Annotated in this window: 20 protein-coding genes; 6 read left to right on the forward strand and 14 right to left on the reverse strand. The window is 64.7% G+C overall.

The window, feature by feature from the left end; translation table 11 throughout:
* Positions 1-126 precede the first annotated feature (126 nt).
* Both LQR33_RS20275 and pdxR read right to left on the reverse strand, forming a co-directional pair.
* Entirely contained in the window at positions 127-624 is a 498-nt protein-coding gene (locus tag LQR33_RS20275) for a 2-thiouracil desulfurase family protein (RefSeq protein ID WP_221663665.1), read from the reverse strand.
* Positions 621-2,075 (reverse strand): MocR-like pyridoxine biosynthesis transcription factor PdxR, encoded by a 1,455-nt coding sequence (gene pdxR, locus LQR33_RS20280; RefSeq protein ID WP_166440062.1) that lies wholly within the window; start codon positions 2,073-2,075, stop codon positions 621-623. Before pdxR ends, LQR33_RS20275 begins: the two co-directional genes overlap by 4 nt.
* Positions 2,076-2,169: 94 nt before the next feature.
* Between pdxR and LQR33_RS20285 the strand changes: the two genes are divergently transcribed.
* The 3 genes from LQR33_RS20285 (at position 2,170) to LQR33_RS20295 (ending at position 4,809) form a co-directional block, all read left to right on the forward strand.
* Positions 2,170-2,562, forward strand: coding sequence for a rhodanese-like domain-containing protein (locus LQR33_RS20285; RefSeq protein ID WP_166440061.1), 393 nt, complete (start codon positions 2,170-2,172; stop codon positions 2,560-2,562).
* Positions 2,552-3,286, forward strand: a complete 735-nt coding sequence (locus LQR33_RS20290; protein ID WP_166440060.1) for a GNAT family N-acetyltransferase — start codon at positions 2,552-2,554, stop codon at positions 3,284-3,286. Before LQR33_RS20285 ends, LQR33_RS20290 begins: the two co-directional genes overlap by 11 nt.
* A gap of 77 nt (positions 3,287-3,363) precedes the next feature.
* Complete coding sequence (locus LQR33_RS20295; RefSeq protein WP_166440059.1) at positions 3,364-4,809, forward strand: hypothetical protein; 1,446 nt, start codon at positions 3,364-3,366, stop codon at positions 4,807-4,809.
* Positions 4,810-4,864: 55 nt separating this feature from the next.
* On the opposite strand, the gene LQR33_RS20300 is transcribed toward LQR33_RS20295, so the two are convergent.
* Positions 4,865-6,220, reverse strand: a complete 1,356-nt coding sequence (locus LQR33_RS20300; protein ID WP_269326295.1) for an aldehyde dehydrogenase family protein — start codon at positions 6,218-6,220, stop codon at positions 4,865-4,867.
* A 211-nt stretch (positions 6,221-6,431) separates the two neighbouring features.
* Between LQR33_RS20300 and LQR33_RS20305 the strand changes: the two genes are divergently transcribed.
* A complete protein-coding gene (locus LQR33_RS20305; protein ID WP_231470218.1) occupies positions 6,432-7,082 on the forward strand; it encodes an acyl-homoserine-lactone synthase in 651 nt (216 codons plus the stop codon).
* On the opposite strand, the gene LQR33_RS20310 is transcribed toward LQR33_RS20305, so the two are convergent.
* Positions 7,006-7,800, reverse strand: coding sequence for a LuxR family transcriptional regulator (locus LQR33_RS20310; protein ID WP_166440056.1), 795 nt, complete (start codon positions 7,798-7,800; stop codon positions 7,006-7,008). The genes LQR33_RS20305 and LQR33_RS20310 overlap by 77 nt on opposite strands.
* Positions 7,801-8,502: 702 nt before the next feature.
* Between LQR33_RS20310 and LQR33_RS20315 the strand changes: the two genes are divergently transcribed.
* Positions 8,503-9,474: a LysR family transcriptional regulator gene (locus LQR33_RS20315; protein WP_269326296.1), complete on the forward strand. Its 972-nt coding sequence runs from the start codon at positions 8,503-8,505 to the stop codon at positions 9,472-9,474.
* A gap of 48 nt (positions 9,475-9,522) precedes the next feature.
* Here LQR33_RS20315 and LQR33_RS20320 read toward each other — a convergent pair whose 3' ends face one another.
* From LQR33_RS20320 to LQR33_RS20370, 10 genes are all read right to left on the reverse strand, one after another.
* Positions 9,523-10,278 carry a GGDEF domain-containing protein gene (locus LQR33_RS20320; RefSeq protein WP_166440055.1) on the reverse strand — a complete coding sequence of 252 codons (756 nt, stop codon included), beginning with the start codon at positions 10,276-10,278 and terminating at the stop codon, positions 9,523-9,525.
* A gap of 68 nt (positions 10,279-10,346) precedes the next feature.
* Positions 10,347-10,775, reverse strand: coding sequence for a ubiquinone anaerobic biosynthesis accessory factor UbiT (ubiT, locus tag LQR33_RS20325; RefSeq protein WP_166440054.1), 429 nt, complete (start codon positions 10,773-10,775; stop codon positions 10,347-10,349).
* Entirely contained in the window at positions 10,775-11,698 is a 924-nt protein-coding gene (locus LQR33_RS20330) for a U32 family peptidase (protein WP_221663661.1), read from the reverse strand. Before LQR33_RS20330 ends, ubiT begins: the two co-directional genes overlap by 1 nt.
* 20 nt (positions 11,699-11,718) lie before the next feature.
* The gene (gene ubiU / locus LQR33_RS20335) at positions 11,719-12,735 is read right to left on the reverse strand and encodes a ubiquinone anaerobic biosynthesis protein UbiU (RefSeq protein WP_231470222.1); all 1,017 of its coding nucleotides are present in this window, start codon (positions 12,733-12,735) and stop codon (positions 11,719-11,721) included.
* A gap of 87 nt (positions 12,736-12,822) precedes the next feature.
* Positions 12,823-13,176, reverse strand: a complete 354-nt coding sequence (locus LQR33_RS20340) for a type IV pilus modification PilV family protein (RefSeq protein ID WP_166440051.1) — start codon at positions 13,174-13,176, stop codon at positions 12,823-12,825.
* Positions 13,173-14,969 carry a FapA family protein gene (locus tag LQR33_RS20345; protein WP_231470224.1) on the reverse strand — a complete coding sequence of 599 codons (1,797 nt, stop codon included), beginning with the start codon at positions 14,967-14,969 and terminating at the stop codon, positions 13,173-13,175. Before LQR33_RS20345 ends, LQR33_RS20340 begins: the two co-directional genes overlap by 4 nt.
* Positions 14,966-15,559 carry a PulJ/GspJ family protein gene (locus LQR33_RS20350; RefSeq protein ID WP_231179305.1) on the reverse strand — a complete coding sequence of 198 codons (594 nt, stop codon included), beginning with the start codon at positions 15,557-15,559 and terminating at the stop codon, positions 14,966-14,968. Before LQR33_RS20350 ends, LQR33_RS20345 begins: the two co-directional genes overlap by 4 nt.
* Positions 15,550-16,128, reverse strand: a complete 579-nt coding sequence (locus tag LQR33_RS20355; RefSeq protein WP_231470226.1) for a GspH/FimT family pseudopilin — start codon at positions 16,126-16,128, stop codon at positions 15,550-15,552. Before LQR33_RS20355 ends, LQR33_RS20350 begins: the two co-directional genes overlap by 10 nt.
* The gene (locus LQR33_RS24275; protein ID WP_269326297.1) at positions 16,056-16,493 is read right to left on the reverse strand and encodes a type IV pilin protein; all 438 of its coding nucleotides are present in this window, start codon (positions 16,491-16,493) and stop codon (positions 16,056-16,058) included. The genes LQR33_RS20355 and LQR33_RS24275 overlap by 73 nt, the downstream gene beginning before the upstream one ends.
* 103 nt (positions 16,494-16,596) lie before the next feature.
* Positions 16,597-16,980, reverse strand: coding sequence for a SirB2 family protein (locus LQR33_RS20370; protein ID WP_221666954.1), 384 nt, complete (start codon positions 16,978-16,980; stop codon positions 16,597-16,599).
* Between the two features lie 249 nt (positions 16,981-17,229).
* Between LQR33_RS20370 and recC the strand changes: the two genes are divergently transcribed.
* Positions 17,230-19,488 (forward strand): exodeoxyribonuclease V subunit gamma (gene recC / locus LQR33_RS20375; protein ID WP_231470228.1); only part of this gene is annotated, 2,259 nt, incomplete at its 3' end.

Genomic DNA, 19,488 nt, shown 5'->3' on the forward strand with positions numbered 1-19,488 from the left:
GCGACGCATCCTCCGAAGCAGGCCCGACCGAACCCCGGCGGGGCTGCGGCGTTTGTGGGCGGCCATTGGCGGGCTTCGCATCCGCTCGAGCGGTTTGCTGACGGCGACTGGGGCCTCGCCGGTCAGTCAAACTGTTTGCGGTGGCTCGGAATCCAGCAGCCTGTCGATTTCGGTTTCATTCCAGACGGTGATGCCATTTTGTTCCAGCAGGCTGGCGGCTACGCCCTGCCCATCGCGCAACGTGGCTGAAAAGCTGCCGTCGTAAATCCGGCTGTTGCCGCAGGAGGGGCTGTTGGCTTTGAGCAGCGCCTGGGCGCAGCCATGCTGCAGGGCCGCATCCAGGGCGCGTTCCGCGCCGGCGATGAAGGCGGCGCTGACGTCATCGCCGTCTGCGGTCTGGATGCGGGCGTTGCCGGCCAATGCATCGCGGCCGTTTCCTCCGACAATCTCGGCGGCGGGCCTGGGCGTAGGCAGTCCACCCAAGCATTCCGGACAGACTGGGATCAGGTCAAAGCGTTGTCTCAGGCTTGTCCAGGGCGGGTTGGACAATGGTTTGGATTGGCCATCGTAGCGTACGGGCTGCCCCAGCAGGCAGGAGCTGACCAGCAGCGTCGGTTTTGTCATTTCAGTCTCGTTTCCAGCAAGTCCGCCAATTGTTGCACGGCAGGGCGCATCGCGTGGTCGGCGATGCCGGCATAACCCAATACCAGTCCGTTGCGGTAGGGCGTATCCAGAAAATGGCGGGCCAGCGGGCGCAGCCACAGTTGGCGCTCCGCCGCCGCCGCTTGCAGCTCCCACTCATCGAAGCCATCCGGCAGCTCCGCCAGCAGATGCATGCCGGCATCGCCGCCATGGAGGGGAAGGGCCGAGCCGAGACGCTGTTCCATCGCGTGTCGCAGCAGTTGCTGGCGTCGCTGGTACAGTTCTCGCATATGCCGGATATGGCGAGCGAAGTGGCCCTGTTCGATGAAGTCTGCCACCGCGGCCTGCTGGAGGTAGCTGCCCTCGCCTTGCAGTCTGGCCTGGCAGCGGCGGTAGGGATCGACCAGTTCGGCCGGCAGTATCAGATAGGCCAGCTTCAGGCCGGGAAACATCACTTTGCTGAAGGTGCCGACATAGATCACGCGGCCATCCTGATCCAGGCTTTGCAGCCCGGCCAGCGGCGCCGAGGAGTAGCAGAATTCGCCATCGTAATCATCCTCCACGATCCAGCTGTCGTGGCGGCGGGCCTGTGCCAGCAGTTCCAGCCGTCGCGGCAGGCTCATCACCGCGCCCGTCGGGTACTGGTGGGCGGGCGTGACATAGATGAGGCGCGGCGGATCGGCGGCCGGATCCGGACGCAGTCCTTGCTCATCGACTCGGACGGCCTGGCAGCGCAGGCCGGCGGCCAGCATGGCGGCCTGCGCTCCGGTATAGCCCGGCTCTTCTATCCAGGCGGTGTCTCCGGGCTCGGCCAGCAGCTGGGCCAGTAAAGTCAGCGCGCTTTGGGCGCCGGGAACGATGACGACTTGTTCCGGCTGGCAGCGGACCGATCGCGTCAAATGCAGGTATTGGCTGAGTATGGCGCGCAACTCGGGCAATCCGCCTTGATGCTGATAGTGCAGCCATGCCAGCGGCGCGCTCCGTTGCCGCCGATTCAAGCATTGTCGCCATTGCTTGTGGGGGAAGAGCTCCAGTTCGGGTTGGCCCGGCACGAAGGCACCGAGTTTGCGGGCAGGCAAACGACTGGCATTGGCCAGGGCTTGGCCGCGGAGGGAAAGCTGGCGCGGGAGAGCATCGGCGCGGGCGGATTGGGGCGCTGCGTGGCCGAAGGCCTCGCAGACATAGGTGCCCGAGCCGTGGCGGCTTTCCAGATAGCCTTCGGCCGCCAGCTGATCATAAGCCGAAAGCACGGTATTGCGGCCCAACCGCAGCGTCTGCGCCAGCGTGCGACTGGCGGGCAGCGCGCTGCCGCCGGCCAGCCGGCGCAAGCGTATCAATTCGCGCAGCTGACGATAAAGCTGACGGGACAAATGCTCCGAGCCATTGCGCGTCAGCCGGGGCTGCAGGTAATCGACTATCCAATCGTTGCTCAAAGTGGTTCCATTAAAATGGTTTAAGTGGAGCTTTTCTGGTGATGACTTTGAACTTAGCATAACAGTATTCCATGCACGCAGAAGGACGGGCCCCATGATCAGCCAACAGGAGTTTTACGAAGCCAAGCTGGCTTACGAGATCGATGCCGCCGATGTGGCGCAAGCGCTGGCGGAAGGTGGCCGCTCGCTGCTTTTGATCGATACCCGCAGCGCCGAAGCATTCGGCCATGAAACCATCCCCGGCGCGCTCAGCCATCCGCATCGGCTGATGACGATGGAGAGCACCGCCGGCCTGCCGCGTGATATCACGCTGGTGGCGTTCTGCGACGGCATCGGCTGCAACGGTTCGACCAAGGGCGCGCTGAAACTGGCGAAGTTGGGATTCAAGGTGAAGGAGCTGCAGGGCGGCCTGGATTGGTGGAAGCGCGACGGCTATGCCACCACCCGCGATGCGGGTTGCGGCAAGGAGGTGTGCGATGCGTGCTGATTGGGATGCGCTGGCGCAACCGGCGGAAGCGAACGCAAATGGCCAGATGGTAGGAATGGCGGTTGAGTGGGAGGGGGCGCGGCATCCGCCGCGCAGCCTGTTGGCCGGACGCTATTGCCGGGTGGAGCCGTTGAGCCTGGAGAGCCATGGCGCGCAGCTGTTCGACGAGCTGCATCGGATGCCGGGCGGCGCGAACTGGACCTATCTCAGCCATGGCCCGTTTTCTCATCTGGAGGATTGGCAGCAATGGATGGCGGCGAACGCGGCTTTGGACGACCCGCAGTTCTACGCCATCGTCGACGCGCGCGATGGCGCGGCGATCGGCCTGTGCAGCTATCTGCGCATCGCGCCGGCTGACGGCAGCATCGAGGTGGGTTTTCTCAATTTTTCGCCCCGCCTGCAGCGCAGCCGGCTGGCCACCGAGGCGATGTATCTGATGATGCGCAATGCTTTCGAGCTTGGCTACCGCCGTTACGAATGGAAATGCGACGCGCAGAACGCGCCGTCGGTGCAGGCCGCCTTGCGTTTGGGCTTCACCTTCGAAGGCCTGTTCCGCCAGGCCCGCGTCAACAAGGGGCGCAACCGGGACACGGCCTGGTTTTCCATCCTGGACCATGAGTGGCCGGCGCGCCGGGCGGCGCTTGAGGCCTGGCTGGATGAGGGCAACTTTGATGCCGGCGGCCGGCAACGGACCAGTTTGGCGCGGATTGTTGCGGCGCAGTAGTAAATCGCGCGGCAGGCTTCAAGCCAGAGGATGGCGGCGCTACAATAGGCGCTTGTAAACGTAGATAGTGTCGCCTGATGAAATCCCTGCCGCGCAATGCCCGTATTCGGGGCGAACCCTACCTGCCCAACCGCTTCATTTTCGGTGACGCCGTTGACGAGCAGGGTTTGGAGGGCGCCGAGTACCTGATGCATACAGAATCTCCCGCCTTTGTCTGCCGCTTGGTGGGCAATGACGATACCGACTTTCCTGGCCGCGAACGCGATGGCCTCGCGAGCGCGATGCTGTATGACGAGGAGGAAAGCCTCACCGTCTATGTCTGCAATCTGCGTTTGAGGCTGTTCGACTTCAATTTCTACGACGAAATCGAGCCCAGCGTAGGCGAGCTGCAGGATATTTGCGACGAGGCGATGCGCGTCTATCAGCGTTTGCACAAGGCCTATGCCGATCGCGACGCGGCCGGTCCGGAGCCGCGCGAAATGCGCATCGGGCCGACCAAGCCGCTGCCGCCGGCGGAGCGGCAGCTGGCGGTAGGCAAGCTGGCGGAGCAGGCGCGCCAGGCGGTGGGCAAGCCGATGGAGGGGGCGCAGCTGGCGGCAGCGGTGCAAATGGCGTTGTTGGCCGGCGACCAGGCGGTGTTCACCGAAGCGCAGCTGTCGTTGGTGTCCGAGCCGGCGGCGCGCCAACTGCTGGTGAACAGCGCGCGCGACGCGGTGGCCTTCCCCGAGGTGATGCGCAAGGACGGCAATGTGATGTCGTTCGAGCTGTGGGCGCTGCCGTTCGCGTTTTCTCGCAGCCAGGGCGGCGTCTGGTGGCACTTCCCGCGGCTGGAGTCGCTGGAGGTGGCGTTGGCCGACGCGCTGGAGGTGCCGGAAAAATCTATTCTGTGGATTTCGCCGACGCTGTTCACCGTGGACATGCTGAATGAGCGCGCCTGCCAGGATCTGGTGCAACTGGCGCCGGTGATGGATGCCGGCTGCGATTTCGCGCCGCTGGACCCAGAATCGTCGCGCGCCACCTTCGACGCGGCGCGCAAGACGGTTGAGCCGCAGTTGGTGATGAGCTGGATCCCCTTCCTGGTGGAACGCGGCGCCCTGCCGCCGGAACGCGCGCGCCGCCTGGCGCGCCGCGCGCTGGACGCATCGATGCCGCTGGTGCAGCAGGCGGTCGCCGCCGAGATGGAATACGGCGAGGCCGAGCTGTTCGCGCCGCTGCCGTGGTGGGAGGCGCTGTCCAGCGGCATGCGCGCCTGGAACCGCAAGCGGCTGGGCATATCGGTGGCCTTGCTGGCGACCAGCCAGGGCGGCATCGAGAAGCTGGAGGCGGTGGCGGAATACCAGCCGGAGATCCAGGGCTACGAAGTGGGCCTGAGGCTGAAGGGCAGCGATGAAATCGCCGCCCGCGTGCCGTGGCTGGTGGTGCCGGATGTGGCGCCCGATCGCGACGCGTGCTGGCGCGATCTGGCCGATTGTCTGAAAGAGGCGGGCATTCCGCTGTCGCAAAGCGTGGCGCGGCTGCATTGAGCCGCGGGTTGCGAAAAACAGAAAGGGGCCATTGGCCCCTTTTTCTTTTGTCCGGCTACTTCTGCCAGTAGGTTTTGACGTTGACAAATTCGTACAGGCCGAATTCGGACAGCTCGCGGCCATAGCCGGAGGCCTTGACGCCGCCGAAGGGGAGCCGCAGATCGGAACTGGTGTGGCGGTTGATGAATACGCTGCCGGCTTCGATCTGTCGGGCCAGCGTCCAGGCGCGGTCATTGTCGGCGCTGTAGATGCTGGCGCCCAGGCCGAATGGGGTGTCGTTGGCCAGCCGGATCGCGTCGGCCTCATCCGCGGCGCGCAGAATGCCGGCCACCGGACCGAACACTTCTTCGTGGTAGATGCGGCAGTTGGAGTTGACATGGTCCAGTACGGTGGCGGGGTAGTAGAAGCCCGGCGTGTGCGGCATCTGTCCGCCCAGCTTCAACTCCGCGCCATGATGACAGGCGTCCAGCACCTGGGCGTGCAGCGCTTCCCGCAAGTCGGCCCGGGTCAGCGGCGACAAGGTGGTGGCCGGATCGCGCGGATCGCCGGCGCGCAGCTTGGCCGCCTCGGCGCAGAAGGCGCCGACGAAGGCGTCGGCGATTTCAGGCACCACGATCATCCGCTTGGCGGCGTTGCAGCTCTGGCCGGCGTCGCGGAAGCGGGAATTGGCGGCGTCGCGCGCGGCAGCCTGGATGTCGGCGTCTGCAAGCACGATGAAGGGATTGCTGCCGCCCAGCTCCAGCACGGTTTTCTTCAGGTGCCGGCCGGCCAGCGAGGCGATCACGCGCCCGGTCTGGGTGGAGCCGGTGAAGGCGACAGCGTCGCATTGGCGGATCGCCTCTTCCACCAGTTCGGTTTCGATCCAGGCCATGTCCAGGACATGGATGCCGGCTTGCAAGACGATGTCCAGCAGCAACTGGCTGCATTGCGGCACCGACGGCGCCGGCTTGACCAGGCAGGCGTTGCCCGACATCAGCGCTGGGATCGCGAAGCGGAGCACCTGCCATACCGGATAGTTCCAGGGCATGACCGCGAGCACCAGGCCCAGAGGCTCGAAGGCTACGCCGCTGCGGCTGGCCTGGGTGGGTATGTTCAGCGACTGCAGCAGTTCCGGCGCCAGTTCTGCGTAGTAGCGAATCAGTTGCGCGGACTTATCTATCTCCGCCAGGCATTCGGGTGTGCGTTTGCCCACCTCCAGCGTCACCAGATCTGCCAGCGCTTCGCGCTGTTGGGACAGCAGATCCGCCAGGCGCAACAATGCCGCGGCGCGTTGTCCCACTCCTTGGGCTGCCCAGGCGCGTTGAGCAGTTCGCAGCTGCAGGAGGCCTTGCTCCAGGGTTGGCATGTTCCAGGAGGGGCGGGTGAAGCAGACTTCGCCGGAAGAGGGATTGCAACTGGTGAAGGCGGTCATGGTTGGTATGGTGGGGAGGTGAAAATGACTAATGTAACAAAAAATAGACAATGTGCCGGAAGGTACTGAAGGGAACTGGCACGGTTAAATAATAAACTTCTAAATATAGATTATATCCATAGCGAAGTAACTGACCAACAGACCAGATTTCGGAGTTGCCTACTGGTTTTACAGTGCATTGCACTTACAACTAACAAATCAGGGAGGCGTTGTGGAAAAATTCTTCGCATTGGAGTCGGAAGGTATGATTTTAGACCGTGTTCATGCTCATGATGTCATGGTTCAACTGATGTCATTCCGGCATAGAGTGTTTCGAGATCGACTCAAGTGGCTGCCAGCTAGTCCCGATGGGCTAGATTGGGATGAGTATGATGCTTGCTCCGCTAATCTAGCCATTACGCGGGCTGGGGATGTTGTTGGTTCCGTCCGCTTTACCCCAGGCAGCGAGCGTTACATGCTTGAGAGGGATTTTTCCACTTTGCTTGTCGCTGGGGAAAAACTGAGGAAGGGGGGAGATAGCGCGGAAATTTCACGATTTGCCATGGATACGGGCAAGCTCAGTGGCGTGGAGCGTAGCGCAGCTTCTCGGCTGCTTTATTTCGCTCTATGGCAGTGGGCAAGCTGGAATGATATTCGATGGATGTATTTTGTGGTTGAACCTTGTATGTACCGGCGGCTGGTGTCGCTCGGTCTCCCGGTACGGCCGCTGGGAATACCGCGGCCGTTAGGTGGTGGCGTGCTGTCTATGGCGGGCTATTTTGACTGGAGTGCAATGAATCCAGAGGTCATTCGCTCATTGCGGTTGAGGATTGCATCAGATGCATTCCAAGAACAATCGCATGAGTTCGATTGTTCGCATTAAGCTTGCGGATCACATTAGCGACATGGAATTTGACCGTCCGCTCGCTGATGTCCAAGATCGTAGCGATTTCCCAGTTGGTTTTGCCCCTGCTCATCCAGTGGAAAATGTCGTATTCCCGCTGGGAGAGGGGCATATTGCTGGGAGAGGCGGGGGGAAGGTTCGCGATGCGTACGGCAGCCTGATGCAGATGTGGGGTGAGGCAATTCAACATGGCAACCAGTGTTGCATTACGGCTTGGCTCGCGACCTGCAATAGACAGAATGCTGCCGATATTGTTACGGTCTGACGCGGCGCTGAAGGTGATGCCGCTGCCCATGCCATTGCTCGCGGCCTCAGCAATGAAACGTTTCTCCTCTGCGCCTTTGGCCCGGTTGAACCGCTCCTCCCAGATTACTGGACCTTGGCCAAGGTGGATGCGCATGATAGGGTCATGTTGCGCATAGTTTTCCTTCATGTACTGTTCCAACCATTCCGAAGGGTAGCTGACGTTCAGCACACGTTCCAATCGCTGTATCTGGTTCTGATTGTTCAGACGTCCTAGAGCTAAGACGATGCGATCAGACGGCGTCTGGGCGAGAACCGTATCTAAAAAGATTTTGAGCTCGCCTTCGGTTTCGATGTGCCCGGCCATGTGAATCCATTCCAGCAATGTCCATTGCTGCGACGCGGTGAGTCCGGCCGGGAGCGGTCTTGCATTGATGGGTTTTGAAGTCACCATGAGCGGGTCTTCCTTGTTCTTGGTTCTGTGTGCCGCAGATAGTACCCCACATGCCTGTTGCATGTAAGACCCTGCGGATTTGAATTCATATGAATTGTTGCTTTTTCGTCATTGAGTATACCAAATTTGTAAGAGCATGAATCCTAGGAAAATTACTGATAATTCATCATTTTGTTTGTCATAACGCCATTCGTTACAAATAGAAACATGCTTATAGGGGAAAAGAATTTGACTTTTTTTGAATTGTAAAACAGTGATATTGATTTGCACTGGCAATGACAAGTACATGTTTTGGCTGAGTATAATGTTATTCTTATATTTCTGTGGGGAGGGGCGGTGGATGTCTAGTAGGGCAAGTATGTCGCATTTTTTATTCACCCACATGGCATAAATTGTAAGTGATGGCTAATAAATTCTGGCAAGCGAACGCTTTAAAGCGCATAATTGGATCGCATAAAATAATTGATAAGCCAGCGGTGCCCGTTCGAGGACGCGGCTGGCAAACATCGGGGATGTAGGGTAGGCAGTCGACGCGGCCAAAGTGGTGGATAGTATATGAGATTAAACTATATTCTTTAATATCATGCAGAATTGATGTAAGCTGTTTTAATAAATAGCTTCAATTCTGTGAACGATTCGACTGCTCGCCGGACCAATCAATCAGGCAAAACAGCATGGATCGCTTCAGGAATCGCCCCGCTTATGGATACCTTAAAAGCACTCATGGTCTTCATGACCACAGCCGAGAACGGCAGTTTTTCCGATGCCGCGCGCAAGCTCGGCGTCTCGCCGGCCGCGATCAGCCAGAGCATTGCCCGCTTGGAGCAGGAACTGGAGGTGCGGTTGTTCAATCGCACTACCCGCCAGTTGACTTTGACCGAAGACGGCCGGCGCTTCTACGCGCAGTGCCGCGGTCCGGTCAATAATCTGGATTCGGCGATCAACCAGTTGAAAGCCAGCCGCGACGAGCCGGCCGGCCATCTGCGCGTCAGCATGCCCAACTCCTTCGGCCGCCGCTTCATTTTGCCCATCATGGGCGAGTTTTGCGAACGCTACCCCAAGATCAGGGTGTTCTTCGGCCTGGATGACCATTTCAGCGATCTAATAGAGGATGGCTACGATGTCGGCGTCAGTACCGGCATGATGCCGGACAGCCGCATGGTGGCGCGCAATCTGGCGCAGATGCCGCTGTACGTGGTGGCCTCTCCCGAATATTGGGACCGCCACGGCAGGCCGTCCGCTCCCGAAGAACTGAGCGGCTATGATTGCATCAACTTCCAGTTTCCGACTTCCGGTCGCCTGTTCAAGTGGGAGTTCGACCGCAAGGGCGAGCGCATTCCGCTGGAGGTGAATGGAACCTACACGTTGAACGACATGGAGGCGGTGGCCGAGCTGGCCCGCCTGGGCATGGGCGTCGCGCAGTTGCCGGGCCACGAGGTGGTGCACCTGATCCGCAGCGGCGAGCTGGAGCCGGTGTTGACCGACATGGTGTCGCTGGAGCGTTCCATCTACATTTGCTTCCCGCACCGCGACCATATCGCGCCGCGTACCCGCGTTTTCGTCGATTACGTGGTGGAGAAGCTGGCGGACCATCCAGACATCATGGCGGATCTGCCGGGATTGGACCTGTCGGCCAAGCGCAGCGCTTTGCAGCAGAGCGTGGGCGCGCTCTGAGCAGCCTTTTCCCATGCGAAGAAAACCGGCGCCGCGGCGCCGGTTTTTTCATGGCTGCGCGGCGGGGGAATGGTTTTCTCCCACCACTTGGTCCCGGCCTGCTTGCTTGGCGGCGTACAGGCAGATGTCGGCGCGGTGGACCAGGCTGTCCGGTGTGTCGTCGTCGGCCAGGGTCGCCACGCCTATGCTGGCGGTGACGCGGAGCGCCGGATCGAAGTCGGTTTCGCGCAGCAGCTGGCTGATGCTTTCGGCCAGAGCCAGCGCGCCGTCCTGTTCGGTTTCCGGGCAGACGATGATGAATTCCTCTCCGCCCCAGCGGGCGATGGTGTCCAACTGGCGCGCCCGCTGGCGCAGCACCTGGCCGAAGCGCTGCAGCACCTTGTCCCCGACCAGATGGCCATGGCTGTCGTTGATGTGCTTGAAGTGGTCGAGATCGATCAGCAGAACCGAGTAGCGGCGGCCCGAGCGGCAGCTGCGCTCGGTTTCTCGCTGCAGCGCCTGGTTGGCGCGCCGGCGGTTGGCCAGGCCAGTGATGTCGTCTCGCTCGGCCTGGCGGCGCAGCGCTTTCAGCAGCTGGCGAGCCTCCCGCAGCCGGCGGATGGCGAACCAAGTCATGGATAGCGCCAGCGTGAAGCTGAGCAACAGCACCTCGTCCAGTTGCGAGGCCGGGTGCTGATGCAGCCAGACATCCAGCTTCTCGAACAGATCCCAGTGAATGAACAGCAGATAGCAGCCCAGATTGAGCAGCAAGATCAGGGTCAGTTCCTTGCGGATGCGGCGGGCGCTGAACGGCCAGGGATTCATGGTGCCCCTGCGTGGGTGGCGGACTATTTTCTTGCTAGCCCATCCCACTGGCAGGGGCAAGCGGCCGCTCAGGCCGCCATCATTCGCGCCAGCGGCGTCTGGCTCCAGTCCACGCTGTCCAGCAGGTTCTTGATGATCAGGCCCAGCTCGGTATCGCCTTCAATGGAGAGCTTGCGCTGGAAGAACAGCGTGTCCGGGTCTTCCTCGCGCAGCATCATGCGGGCGAAGTCGCAGCCGTTGGCGGCCAGGCGCAAATCAGGCTCGCCGCGGCTGGCGACGAAGGCGTCGCCGTTGGCGGCGAAGCCCAGCCGCAACCCGGCATCCTTGACGTGAACCTCGAAGCGTTTGCCGTCCAGCAGCGCCATGTCCACCGGCAGCACGCCGCGTTTCTTCAGCAGATTCAGGGCGGCGGCCAGCAGCCGGCTGGGCGGCGCGGAGGGCAGCCGCGACAACAGCCGGGCGCCGGCGGCGGGGAAGGTCAATTCTGGAACGCGCATCAGTGGGTCTCCTCCAGCGCTTGGATGCCGGCCTGGCCGCGCCAGTAACCGTCTACGAGTTCGCCCGGGGCTTGGGCGCGCAGGCCGTCCAGCAGCGAGCCGGAGCCGTCTTGGCCATCCAGCCGCTGGCGGAAGGCCTGAACCACAGCTTCGGTGCCTTGCGCCTGCGGGCTGATCCGCGCCCGGCCCGCGCCGGCGGCGTGTAGCTCTTCCAGGCGCGGCAGCAGCGCATGGCAGCCGTCGGACATGGTCTGGATGCCGTTGATGGCGAGGAAGGGCTGGCCTTCGCGGGTGTCCAGCCTGAGCCCGTCCGGGTGCTCCAGACAGCGGAACTGGCAGTCATCCTTGTTCAGGTTGTAATGGCGGGCGGTAAAGCAGCGCGAGGACAGCGCCAGCGGCAGCCGTCCCCAGGCGAACACTTCGGTATCTATCTCCAGTTGCTGGCCCCGGGCGGCTTCCAGCAGCGCGGCCAGCGTGTCGCGGCCCATTTCCACCGGCGGCAGCCAGCGGTAGGCGCCGAGGCGGGACATCAACGCCAGCGTGTCGGCGTTGTAGATGTTCAGGTGGGTGCCGGCGACGAAGGGCAGCTTCTTTTCATTGGCCAGCCGCACCGCGCCGAGGTCGTTGGCCTCGATCGCCAATTGGCCGTTGTCGACCATTTTGCGCAGCCGCTTGAGATCGGACTCGCTCTCGATCAGCGCCTGGCAAGACAGCACCACCTCGCGGCCGGTGGAGGCGAGATCGGCGGCCAGTGAAATCCAGTCCTGGCTGCGCAGCTGTTGGCGGCGGCCGCATACCACTTCGCCCAGGTACAGGGTATCCAGCGGCCACTCGGCGGCTTCGGCGTAAAAGCGGAGGATGTCGTCGCGGCTCCAGAAGAACAGCACCGGGCCGAGCGACAGTTTCATGGGAATGGGATTCATGCGGGTATCCATGAGGCGGCTCATTTCCAGGGCCGGTCATAGGCGCCCAGCGTTTGCTGGCGCCCTTCGGCCACCTTGTTCAGCGCCTGTTGCCAGGCAGGCAGCACCATGAAGCGGTGCCGCTCGCGGCCGGCGGCGTCCAGCGCCTCGCGCAGCGCTCGCGTCACCTGGGCGACGTAGGCCGGGCTGCGCTGGCGGCCTTCGATCTTGATCGCGGCCACGCCCATGTCCAGCAACTGCGGCAGCACCGCCAGCACATTGAGGCTGGTGGGCTCCTCCAGCGCGTAATAGGTATCGCCCCGGACGTCGAAGCGGCCCTTGCACAGCGTCGGGTAGCCGGCGGGCTGGTCCAGGCCGTATTGGTCGATCAGGATGCCGGACAGGCGCGCGTCCAGGCTGGACGGCGTGTTCTGCCATTGCACGTATTTGGCCGGCGAGCAGACGCCGTGGCTGTTCGGCGATTCGCCGGTGGCGTAGCTGGACAGCAGGCAGCGGCCTTCCACCATCACGCACAGGCTGCCGAAGCCGAATACTTCTATTTCTACCGGGCTCTGCTCGATCACTTTCTTGACCTGCTCCAGGGTCAGCACGCGCGGCAACACCGCGCGGCGCACGCCGAACAGCTCGTGGGCGAGGCGGATCGCCTCGTGGTTGGTGGCCGAGCCCTGCACCGACAAGTGCAGCCGCAGCTCGGGATGGCGGCGGCTGGCGTAGTCGAGCAGGCCCAGGTCGGCCAGGATCACGGCGTCGACGCCGAGGTCGGCGGCCTGGTCCACCGCCCGGCGCCAGCGGCTGATGTCGCCGCCCTGGGCGTAGGTGTTGATCGCCATCAGCACCTGGCGGCCGCGGTCATGCGCGTAGCGGATGCCGACGCGGGCGGTGTGTTCGTCGAAATTGAGGCCGGCGAAGTTGCGGGCGTTGGTGTCGTTTTTCAGGCCGAAGTAGACGGTGTCGGCGCCATGGTCGACGGCGGCCTTGAGCGCGGGCAGGCTGCCCGCCGGGCACACCAGTTCCGGCAGTTGCTGACTGGCTGGCATCGGATAATCACGGGTAGGGGAAATGCGGGGACAGTAGCAGATGGGCGTCCGGCCGCCCTTGTTTTGGGTCAAGGAGCGCCGGGCGCGCTATTTCGGAGCGGTCAGGCTCAGGGTGAGGCTTTCGCCCTCGCTGTCGGTCCAGTTCACGTCCACCTGGGCGGTGGGGCCGCTATCGTTGCCGCGGCAGCGGAAACGGGCCAGGGTGCCGCTGGCGGCGGCCGGCGCGTAACTGCTCTGGCGGCAGTCGGCGGGCTGGTTTGTTTTCCGCTGCTCCAGCGCCGCTTGGGCCAGATTGGTGGCGGTGTTGTAATCGTTGGCGGCGATCTGGCTGTGCAGCAGCTGGGTTTCCAGCCGCAGCAGGCCCAGCGCGCCGATGGCCAGCACCAAGAGGCTGATCATCATTTCCAGCAAGGTGAAACCACGCGGGACTCGGGTCTTCATGTGTCCATCCAGCTGTAGGACAGCGCTTTGAAACGGCCGCCGCCGCTCTGGCCGCCGCCGTTGTCTGGCGGGCCGTCCGGCCGGAACGAGTCGGGCAGTCCGCGCAGGTCTATCGTGGTGCTGGCTCCCCATTGGTGCGGCCGCGCGCCCTGGCCGCCGGCCTGGGCGAGCGCGCTGACGTAGCCGTGTATCGTGGTGCTGCCGCTGGAAAACAGCTGGTTGCCGGCCCAGACATTGCCGAACACCCGGCTGGACGAGCCCAGCGTGATGTCGCCGCCATGGAAGCGCTTGCCGACGTAGCCGCCGGCCAGCAACACCGCGTTGCCTACCGGCCGGCCCTTGAACGCGCCGCCGCGGCAGTCGTCTTCCGGATACAGGCTGGGGAAGTCGGCATTGGCGCAGATGCCGACGGCGCCGGCGTAATTGACCGCGTAGCTGACGTGCTGGCCGCTGGTGGCGATGTTGCCGCTGGCGATGAAGGTGTTGTGGTAGGTGCCGTTGCCAACCTCAAGGTCGCCGTCGAACCACAGCACGCCGGGCGCGAAGGTGACGCCGTCCAGCTTCCATTGGCCTGGGCGGCTGCCGGCGAAGCAGTCGTTCTGCGGCGAATGCCCCTTGCAGATCAGCGTCGCCGGCGCGCGGCAGACGCCGTTGGCGTCGGTGGTTCTGCACAAGTAGTTGGGCAGCTGCTTGTCCGGATCCCGGCCCAGCCGGTATTCGCCGTCGGCCAGGCCGTGGATCTTGCGCACCGTCACCCGCACGCCGCCGTCGGCGGCATGGGTGAACACGTAGTGGGCCTGGCCGCGGTAGTCGTAGGCGTCCAGCCGCGGCCGCTTCACCTCCAGAGGCGGCACCGGCTGCAGATTCAGCTTCAGGCCGGGCTGGAACGCGACGCGGATGTCGGGATTGCCCGCGTTGTAGCTGGCGGAGCCGGCGACGGTGGCGGCGATGGGCGAGCCCCACCCTTGCACGTTCAGGTGGCCTTCGGCGCGCAGCGCGTCCAGCGCGCCGATCTGGCGGATGTCGACCTTGCCCTCGGCATCCAGTTGGCCGAAGCGGGCGCCGCCCATCGCGATGTCCACATCGCCCTTCACCTCGGCCCGAGCCACCGCCGGCGCGACGCCCGAGCTGTTGAGGAAGGCGGCCTTGCCGTTGACCCGCGCCAGCGCGCCGATCGCCGCGTCGCCGCGCAGCGTCAGGTTGCCGAGCGCCTTCACCGTCTGGTAGCGGCCGTTTCCCAGTTCGATATTGCCGTTGGAGTACAGGGTATTGATGGTTTGCGATCCGGTGACGATGATGTCGCCGGTGCTTTGCAGGGTGGCGATGCCGTCTACCGAGCCGCTCAGCGTCACCGCGCCGTCCACTGTTATTTCCACCGGCTTGTCGCCGATCAGGTTGATGGCGCCGCTCAGATCCAGGTTGCCGACCAGGGTCAGCGCGCTGCTCGACCCGCCCTGGTTGCCGCTCTGGAGGAAGTCCCGCTGCACGGTGACGCGATGGCCGTCGTAGTTGCCAGCGCTGCGCAGCCGCATGCGATCCGGGGCGATAGCCTGCTGCGTGAGCGAGAAGCGGTCGTTATCCGCCGGGAGAGACTGGCCGTTTGCCAGCGCCTGGCTGCCTTGGCGCAGGCCTTCCTCGGCATTGTCCAGCGCCTGGTGGTAGCGATGCTGGTTTTGCGCGTTGGCGTGGATCAGCACCAGCTGGCGCGAGGCCGCCAGCAACACCAGGCTGGCGATCGCCAGCAGCGTCAGCACCGCGAACAGCGTGGCGAGTCCGGCGTGGCGGCGGCTCATCTTGCCGCCACCTTGGGGTGATTGCGCAGCGTCACGCTGGTGTGGATGTCCAGCCTTTCCTCCTCCAGGCCGTTGGCGGCATGGGCGCTGACGGCGATGCCGATCGCGTCGCCGCCGGCTTCGGGGCTGAAGCGCAGCGCGTCGACGACGCCGATGCCGGGTTTGCTCAGATCGTCCCAGCCGCTGCTGGCGGAGCAGCTCCAGCCGGCTTTGTCGCTGCTGCGACGCTGGATGCGCTGTCCTTCCAAGCGGAAGGCGAAATAACGGAGGCTGGGCGTGGCGGAGGGCGTGGCCGGATTGTCGTAGCCGTAGAGCAGGCAGCTTCCGTCTCGCTCGATGAACAGTTCGCGGTAGGGATTGTCTTCCTCCGCGCCGGAACCGCTCCAGAAACCGGCGCGGCGAAGGTCCATCGCGATCAGCGACAGCGACGCGTCCATCATCGCGCCCAGCTGCGCCTGGCGGCGTTCGCGGCTTTGCTCTCCCAGCAGGCTGACCAGCAGGCCGGACACTACCAGCAGCAGCAACAGGCCGATGGTCATGCTGATCAACAGCTCCAGCAGGGTGATGCCGCGCGCCGGTCTCATGGGCATCTGGCCTCGTCGACGATGACCAGGCCGGTGGGCAGCAACTGCAGATCCGCCGGCCGGCAGCCGGAGCGGCTGAGCCGCAGCCGCAGTCCGCCAATCATGGCGCCGCCAGGAGTTTCCGGCAGGCCGCGCAGCGGCGTGAAAACCAGCTGCAGCGGCAGCGGATCGGCCATTTCCAGCGCGATGCCGGCATGCTCGGCGCTGCCGACGCACAGCAAGTCGCGGGCGGTGTCGCATGGATCCTTCGCATCGCTCTCCGATACCCGCAGCAGCCAGGCGGCGCCGTCGCGGCGGAAGGTCACCCAGATCTTTTTCTGCCGGGTGGCGGCGCTCTTGCGCGCCAGCTGCAGTCCGCGGTCGATGTCGTCCAGCGCGCCCTGCAGCTGCTGGCGGGCGATCCAGCGACCCAGCGCCGGCAGCGCCTGGGTCAGCAGGATCAGGGCCAGGGCCAGCACCACCAGCAGCTCGATCAGGGTGACGCCTCGCTGCGCGCCGCGCATCATCGTCCCCAGCAGGCGGGCGGCGTCAGGCTGACGGTCTGCTGCCGCTGGGTGAGCGTGATGGTCTGGCAATCGCGGTCGCCGGCCTGGGCGCCGACGGGCTTGGCCGTGGCCTGGACGTAGAAGTCGGACGCGGGTTTGCTGCCGGTTCCGGTTTCCAGCTGGTAATGCTTTTGGGCGCTGACGCCGCTGGCGTAGGGCGTTTTCAGGTCCGCCAGTTGCGAGGCGTATTCGGCGTGAAAGCCCCGGTAGCGTATTTGCGCCTGCTGCAGCTGGTACAAGGCGTCCAGCGCGTCGCTGCGGCGGCTGCGCTGCGTATAGTTTTGGTAGGAGGGGATGGCGATGCTGGCCAGGATGGCCACTACCGCCAGCGCGATCAATAGCTCCAGCAGCGAAAAACCGCGGTTTCGGCAGGCGGTGGGAAGGTCGCGGTTCATCTGGCGGCGGGCTCCGGGGGCAGGGACGGGATAAAGGGCTGCATCGCGCGTCCCTACTGTGTCCTAGAAGCCGCGGCCGGCGCAGTCAAGCCGGCGGGACCGATCAGAGCAGCGGCATGACCAGTTTGGTTTTGGCCACCAGCACGATGTAGATCACGGTGAGCAAGGCGGCGATGAAGGCCGCCGCGCGCCGCCGCGGCGTGGAGCCGCGCAGCGCGATGGTGCCCAGGGCCACGTAGGCGATCAGGCCGGCGATCTTGGCCAGCAGCCAGGGGCTTTGCAGAATGGGCCAGCCGCCCATCGCCACCAGCGCGATGGCACAGGCCAGCAGCAGGCTGTCGATCACGTGCGGCAGGATGCGCAGCGGCTTGTTCTGCAGCAAGTGGCCGCGGCCGCCCAGCACCAGCGCGCCGCGGGCGGCGAACAGCAGGATGGACAGATAGGCGAAGCCCATGTGGGCGTGCTTGACGATCAGGTAGGGATACATGGCGGTCCGACGGTTGAGGCGCGCAGCGCGCCGATGCCGGCCATGGTACACGGCGCGGCCGGCGTTTTGTAGCGAGCGCGGGGCGGCGGGTCGGGGCGGAAAAGCGAAATGTCATTATCATGGCTGTATTGAATGTCATCCGCTCGGGGCGGGCATTGATGGGCGTCAATCGCCGCCGGTTCCCCGGCCGGCCGCCGCGCGATGCTACAATCCGGCCATATCCGCATCCAGGCGCGCGCGCACCATTCCATGCTGTTTCTCTATCAATCCAATCGTCTCGAGCAACTGGGCGAGCTGTTCTGCGGCATGACCCAGGCGATGCCGCTGGCCGATCCGTTCGCGGCGGAAACCGTGATCGTGCAAAGCCGGGGCATGGGACGCTGGATCACGCTGGACGTGGCGCGCAAGGCCGGCATCGCCGCCAATATCGATTTCGCGTTGCCGGCAGCCTTCGCCTGGCAGCTGATGCAGCAGGTGATGCCGGACTTGCCGCGCAAGTCGGCCTTCGTGCCCGAGGTGCTGGCCTGGCGGCTGCTGGCGCTGCTGCCGACGCTGGAGGGCGAGCCGTTCGGTCCGGTGCTGCATTATCTGGAGGGCGGCGAGGCCGCGGCCTTCGAGCTGGCGGGCAAGATCGCCGACATCTTCGACCAGTACCTGGTGTTCCGCCCGGACTGGATCCGCGCCTGGGAGGCCGACGAGCTGCTGGGCCTGGGCGAGGACGAGGCCTGGCAGGCCGCGTTGTGGCGGCAGCTGGCCGAAAGCGACCCGGGCCGCCACCGGGTGCGGATGCTGGACCAGTTCTTCGCCGAGCTGAAGCCCGAGCACTTGCCGCCGCGGGTGACGCTGTTCGGCATCGCCAGTCTGGCGCCGATGTATCTGGCGCTGGTCAAACGGCTGGCCGAGCTGACCGACGTCTGCTTGTTCACGCTGAATCCGTGCGAGGCCTATTGGGGCGACATCGTCGACACGCGCCGGATGCTGAAGCTCCGGCAGGCCGGCGACCTGTTCGCCACCCAGGGCCATCCCTTGTTGTCGTCGCTGGGCAAGCAGGGGCGGGACTTCTTCGAGTTGATCGCCGAGGACGCCGAGCTGGACGCCAAGCCGCTGTTCGCCGCGCCCAAGGGCGACAGCCTGCTGGCCCGGCTGCAGCGCGACATCCTGGAGCTCAACGATCCGTCGCAGCTGCCGCGGCCTTTCGACCCGGCCGACGATTCGGTGGAGGTGCACGCCTGCCACGGCCCGATGCGCGAGCTGGAGGCGCTGAAGGACCGGCTGCTGGCGATGTTTGCCGCCGACCCCAGGCTCAGCCCGGCCGACGTGGCGGTGCTGACGCCGGACATCAACGCCTACGCGCCGTACATCGACGCGGTGTTCGGCCGCCGCGACGACGCGCCCAACATCCCGTACAGCATCGCCGATCGCCGCGTCGAGCGCGAGCAGCCGCTGCTGTCCACTTTCGCCGCCGCCTTGAAGCTGGCCGATTCCCGCTTCGCCGCCGACGAGGTGTTGGCGCTGCTGGATTGCCCGGCGCTGCTGGCGCGCTTCGACCTGGCCGACGCCGATCTCGCCTTCATCCAGGACTGGGTGCGCGATGCTGGCATCCGCTGGGGGCGCGACGCCGCGCACAAGGCCTCGCTGGGCCTGCCGGCCGAAGCCGCCTATACCTGGCGCTGGGGACTGGACCGCCTGCTGTTGGGCACCGTGCTGCCGCCGGCGCTGGCCGGGGATGACGCCGGACTGTTCGCCGGCCTGCTGCCGCACACCGCCGCCCAGGGACAGTTGGGCGAGGCGCTGGCGCGTTTCGCCGATTTCTACGATGCGCTGGACGCGCTGGCCGGCAAGTGGTCGACGCCGGCCGCGCCGCAGCAATGGGCGCAACGCTTCCACCAGGCTTGCGACTGCCTGTTCCTGGCCGACGGCGACGACGAGGCGGCGCTGGAGCTGCTGCGCGAAACCTTCGCCGAGCTGGCCGAGGACGCCGATCTGGCCGGCTTCGGCCAGCCGGTGGGCCTGGCAGTGGCGCGCGACTGGCTGCTGCGCAAGCTGTCCTCGTCGTCGGCGCAGGGCTTTCTGTCCGGCGGCGTGACTTTCTGCGCGATGGTGCCGATGCGCTCGATACCATTCCAGGCGCTGTGCCTGGTGGGCATGAACGACGGCGCCTATCCGCGCGACGAGCGGCCGGTCAGCTTCGACCTGGTGGCGCGCAATCCGCGCCGCGGCGACCGTTCGCGCCGCTTCGACGATCGCTACCTGTTTCTGGAAGCCATCCTGTCCGCCCGCGGCCGGCTGTATCTCTCTTATGTCGGCCAGTCGGCGCGCAGCGGCGAGCCCTTGCCGCCGTCGCCGCTGGTGTCGGAGCTGCTGGACACGCTGTCGGCGATGTGCGGCGAGGACATGGCGGCGCGGCTGACGCTGCGCCACCCGCTGCAGCCGTTTTCGCCCCAATCGTTCGACGGCGGCGACGCGCGGCTGGCCAGCTTCGAGCCGGCCTTCGCCGCCGCGCTGGCC

The organism is Chromobacterium piscinae, assembly GCF_021129175.1.
GTDB lineage: Bacteria > Pseudomonadota > Gammaproteobacteria > Burkholderiales > Chromobacteriaceae > Chromobacterium > Chromobacterium piscinae.

Excerpts from the sequence above, each read along its gene's own strand:
- LQR33_RS20275 (WP_221663665.1), bottom strand. The coding sequence starts at position 624 with ATGACAAAACCGACGCTGCTGGTCAGCTCCTGCCTGCTGGGGCAGCCC.
- LQR33_RS20285 (WP_166440061.1), top strand. The coding sequence starts at position 2,170 with ATGATCAGCCAACAGGAGTTTTACGAAGCCAAGCTGGCTTACGAGATC.
- LQR33_RS20290 (WP_166440060.1), top strand. The coding sequence starts at position 2,552 with ATGCGTGCTGATTGGGATGCGCTGGCGCAACCGGCGGAAGCGAACGCA.
- LQR33_RS20295 (WP_166440059.1), top strand. The coding sequence starts at position 3,364 with ATGAAATCCCTGCCGCGCAATGCCCGTATTCGGGGCGAACCCTACCTG.
- LQR33_RS20300 (WP_269326295.1), bottom strand. The coding sequence starts at position 6,220 with ATGACCGCCTTCACCAGTTGCAATCCCTCTTCCGGCGAAGTCTGCTTC.
- LQR33_RS20310 (WP_166440056.1), bottom strand. The coding sequence starts at position 7,800 with ATGGTGACTTCAAAACCCATCAATGCAAGACCGCTCCCGGCCGGACTC.
- LQR33_RS20315 (WP_269326296.1), top strand. The coding sequence starts at position 8,503 with ATGGATACCTTAAAAGCACTCATGGTCTTCATGACCACAGCCGAGAAC.
- LQR33_RS20320 (WP_166440055.1), bottom strand. The coding sequence starts at position 10,278 with ATGAATCCCTGGCCGTTCAGCGCCCGCCGCATCCGCAAGGAACTGACC.
- ubiT (WP_166440054.1), bottom strand. The coding sequence starts at position 10,775 with ATGCGCGTTCCAGAATTGACCTTCCCCGCCGCCGGCGCCCGGCTGTTG.
- LQR33_RS20330 (WP_221663661.1), bottom strand. The coding sequence starts at position 11,698 with ATGAATCCCATTCCCATGAAACTGTCGCTCGGCCCGGTGCTGTTCTTC.
- ubiU (WP_231470222.1), bottom strand. The coding sequence starts at position 12,735 with ATGCCAGCCAGTCAGCAACTGCCGGAACTGGTGTGCCCGGCGGGCAGC.
- LQR33_RS20340 (WP_166440051.1), bottom strand. The coding sequence starts at position 13,176 with ATGAAGACCCGAGTCCCGCGTGGTTTCACCTTGCTGGAAATGATGATC.
- LQR33_RS20345 (WP_231470224.1), bottom strand. The coding sequence starts at position 14,969 with ATGAGCCGCCGCCACGCCGGACTCGCCACGCTGTTCGCGGTGCTGACG.
- LQR33_RS20350 (WP_231179305.1), bottom strand. The coding sequence starts at position 15,559 with ATGCCCATGAGACCGGCGCGCGGCATCACCCTGCTGGAGCTGTTGATC.
- LQR33_RS24275 (WP_269326297.1), bottom strand. The coding sequence starts at position 16,493 with ATGAACCGCGACCTTCCCACCGCCTGCCGAAACCGCGGTTTTTCGCTG.
- LQR33_RS20370 (WP_221666954.1), bottom strand. The coding sequence starts at position 16,980 with ATGTATCCCTACCTGATCGTCAAGCACGCCCACATGGGCTTCGCCTAT.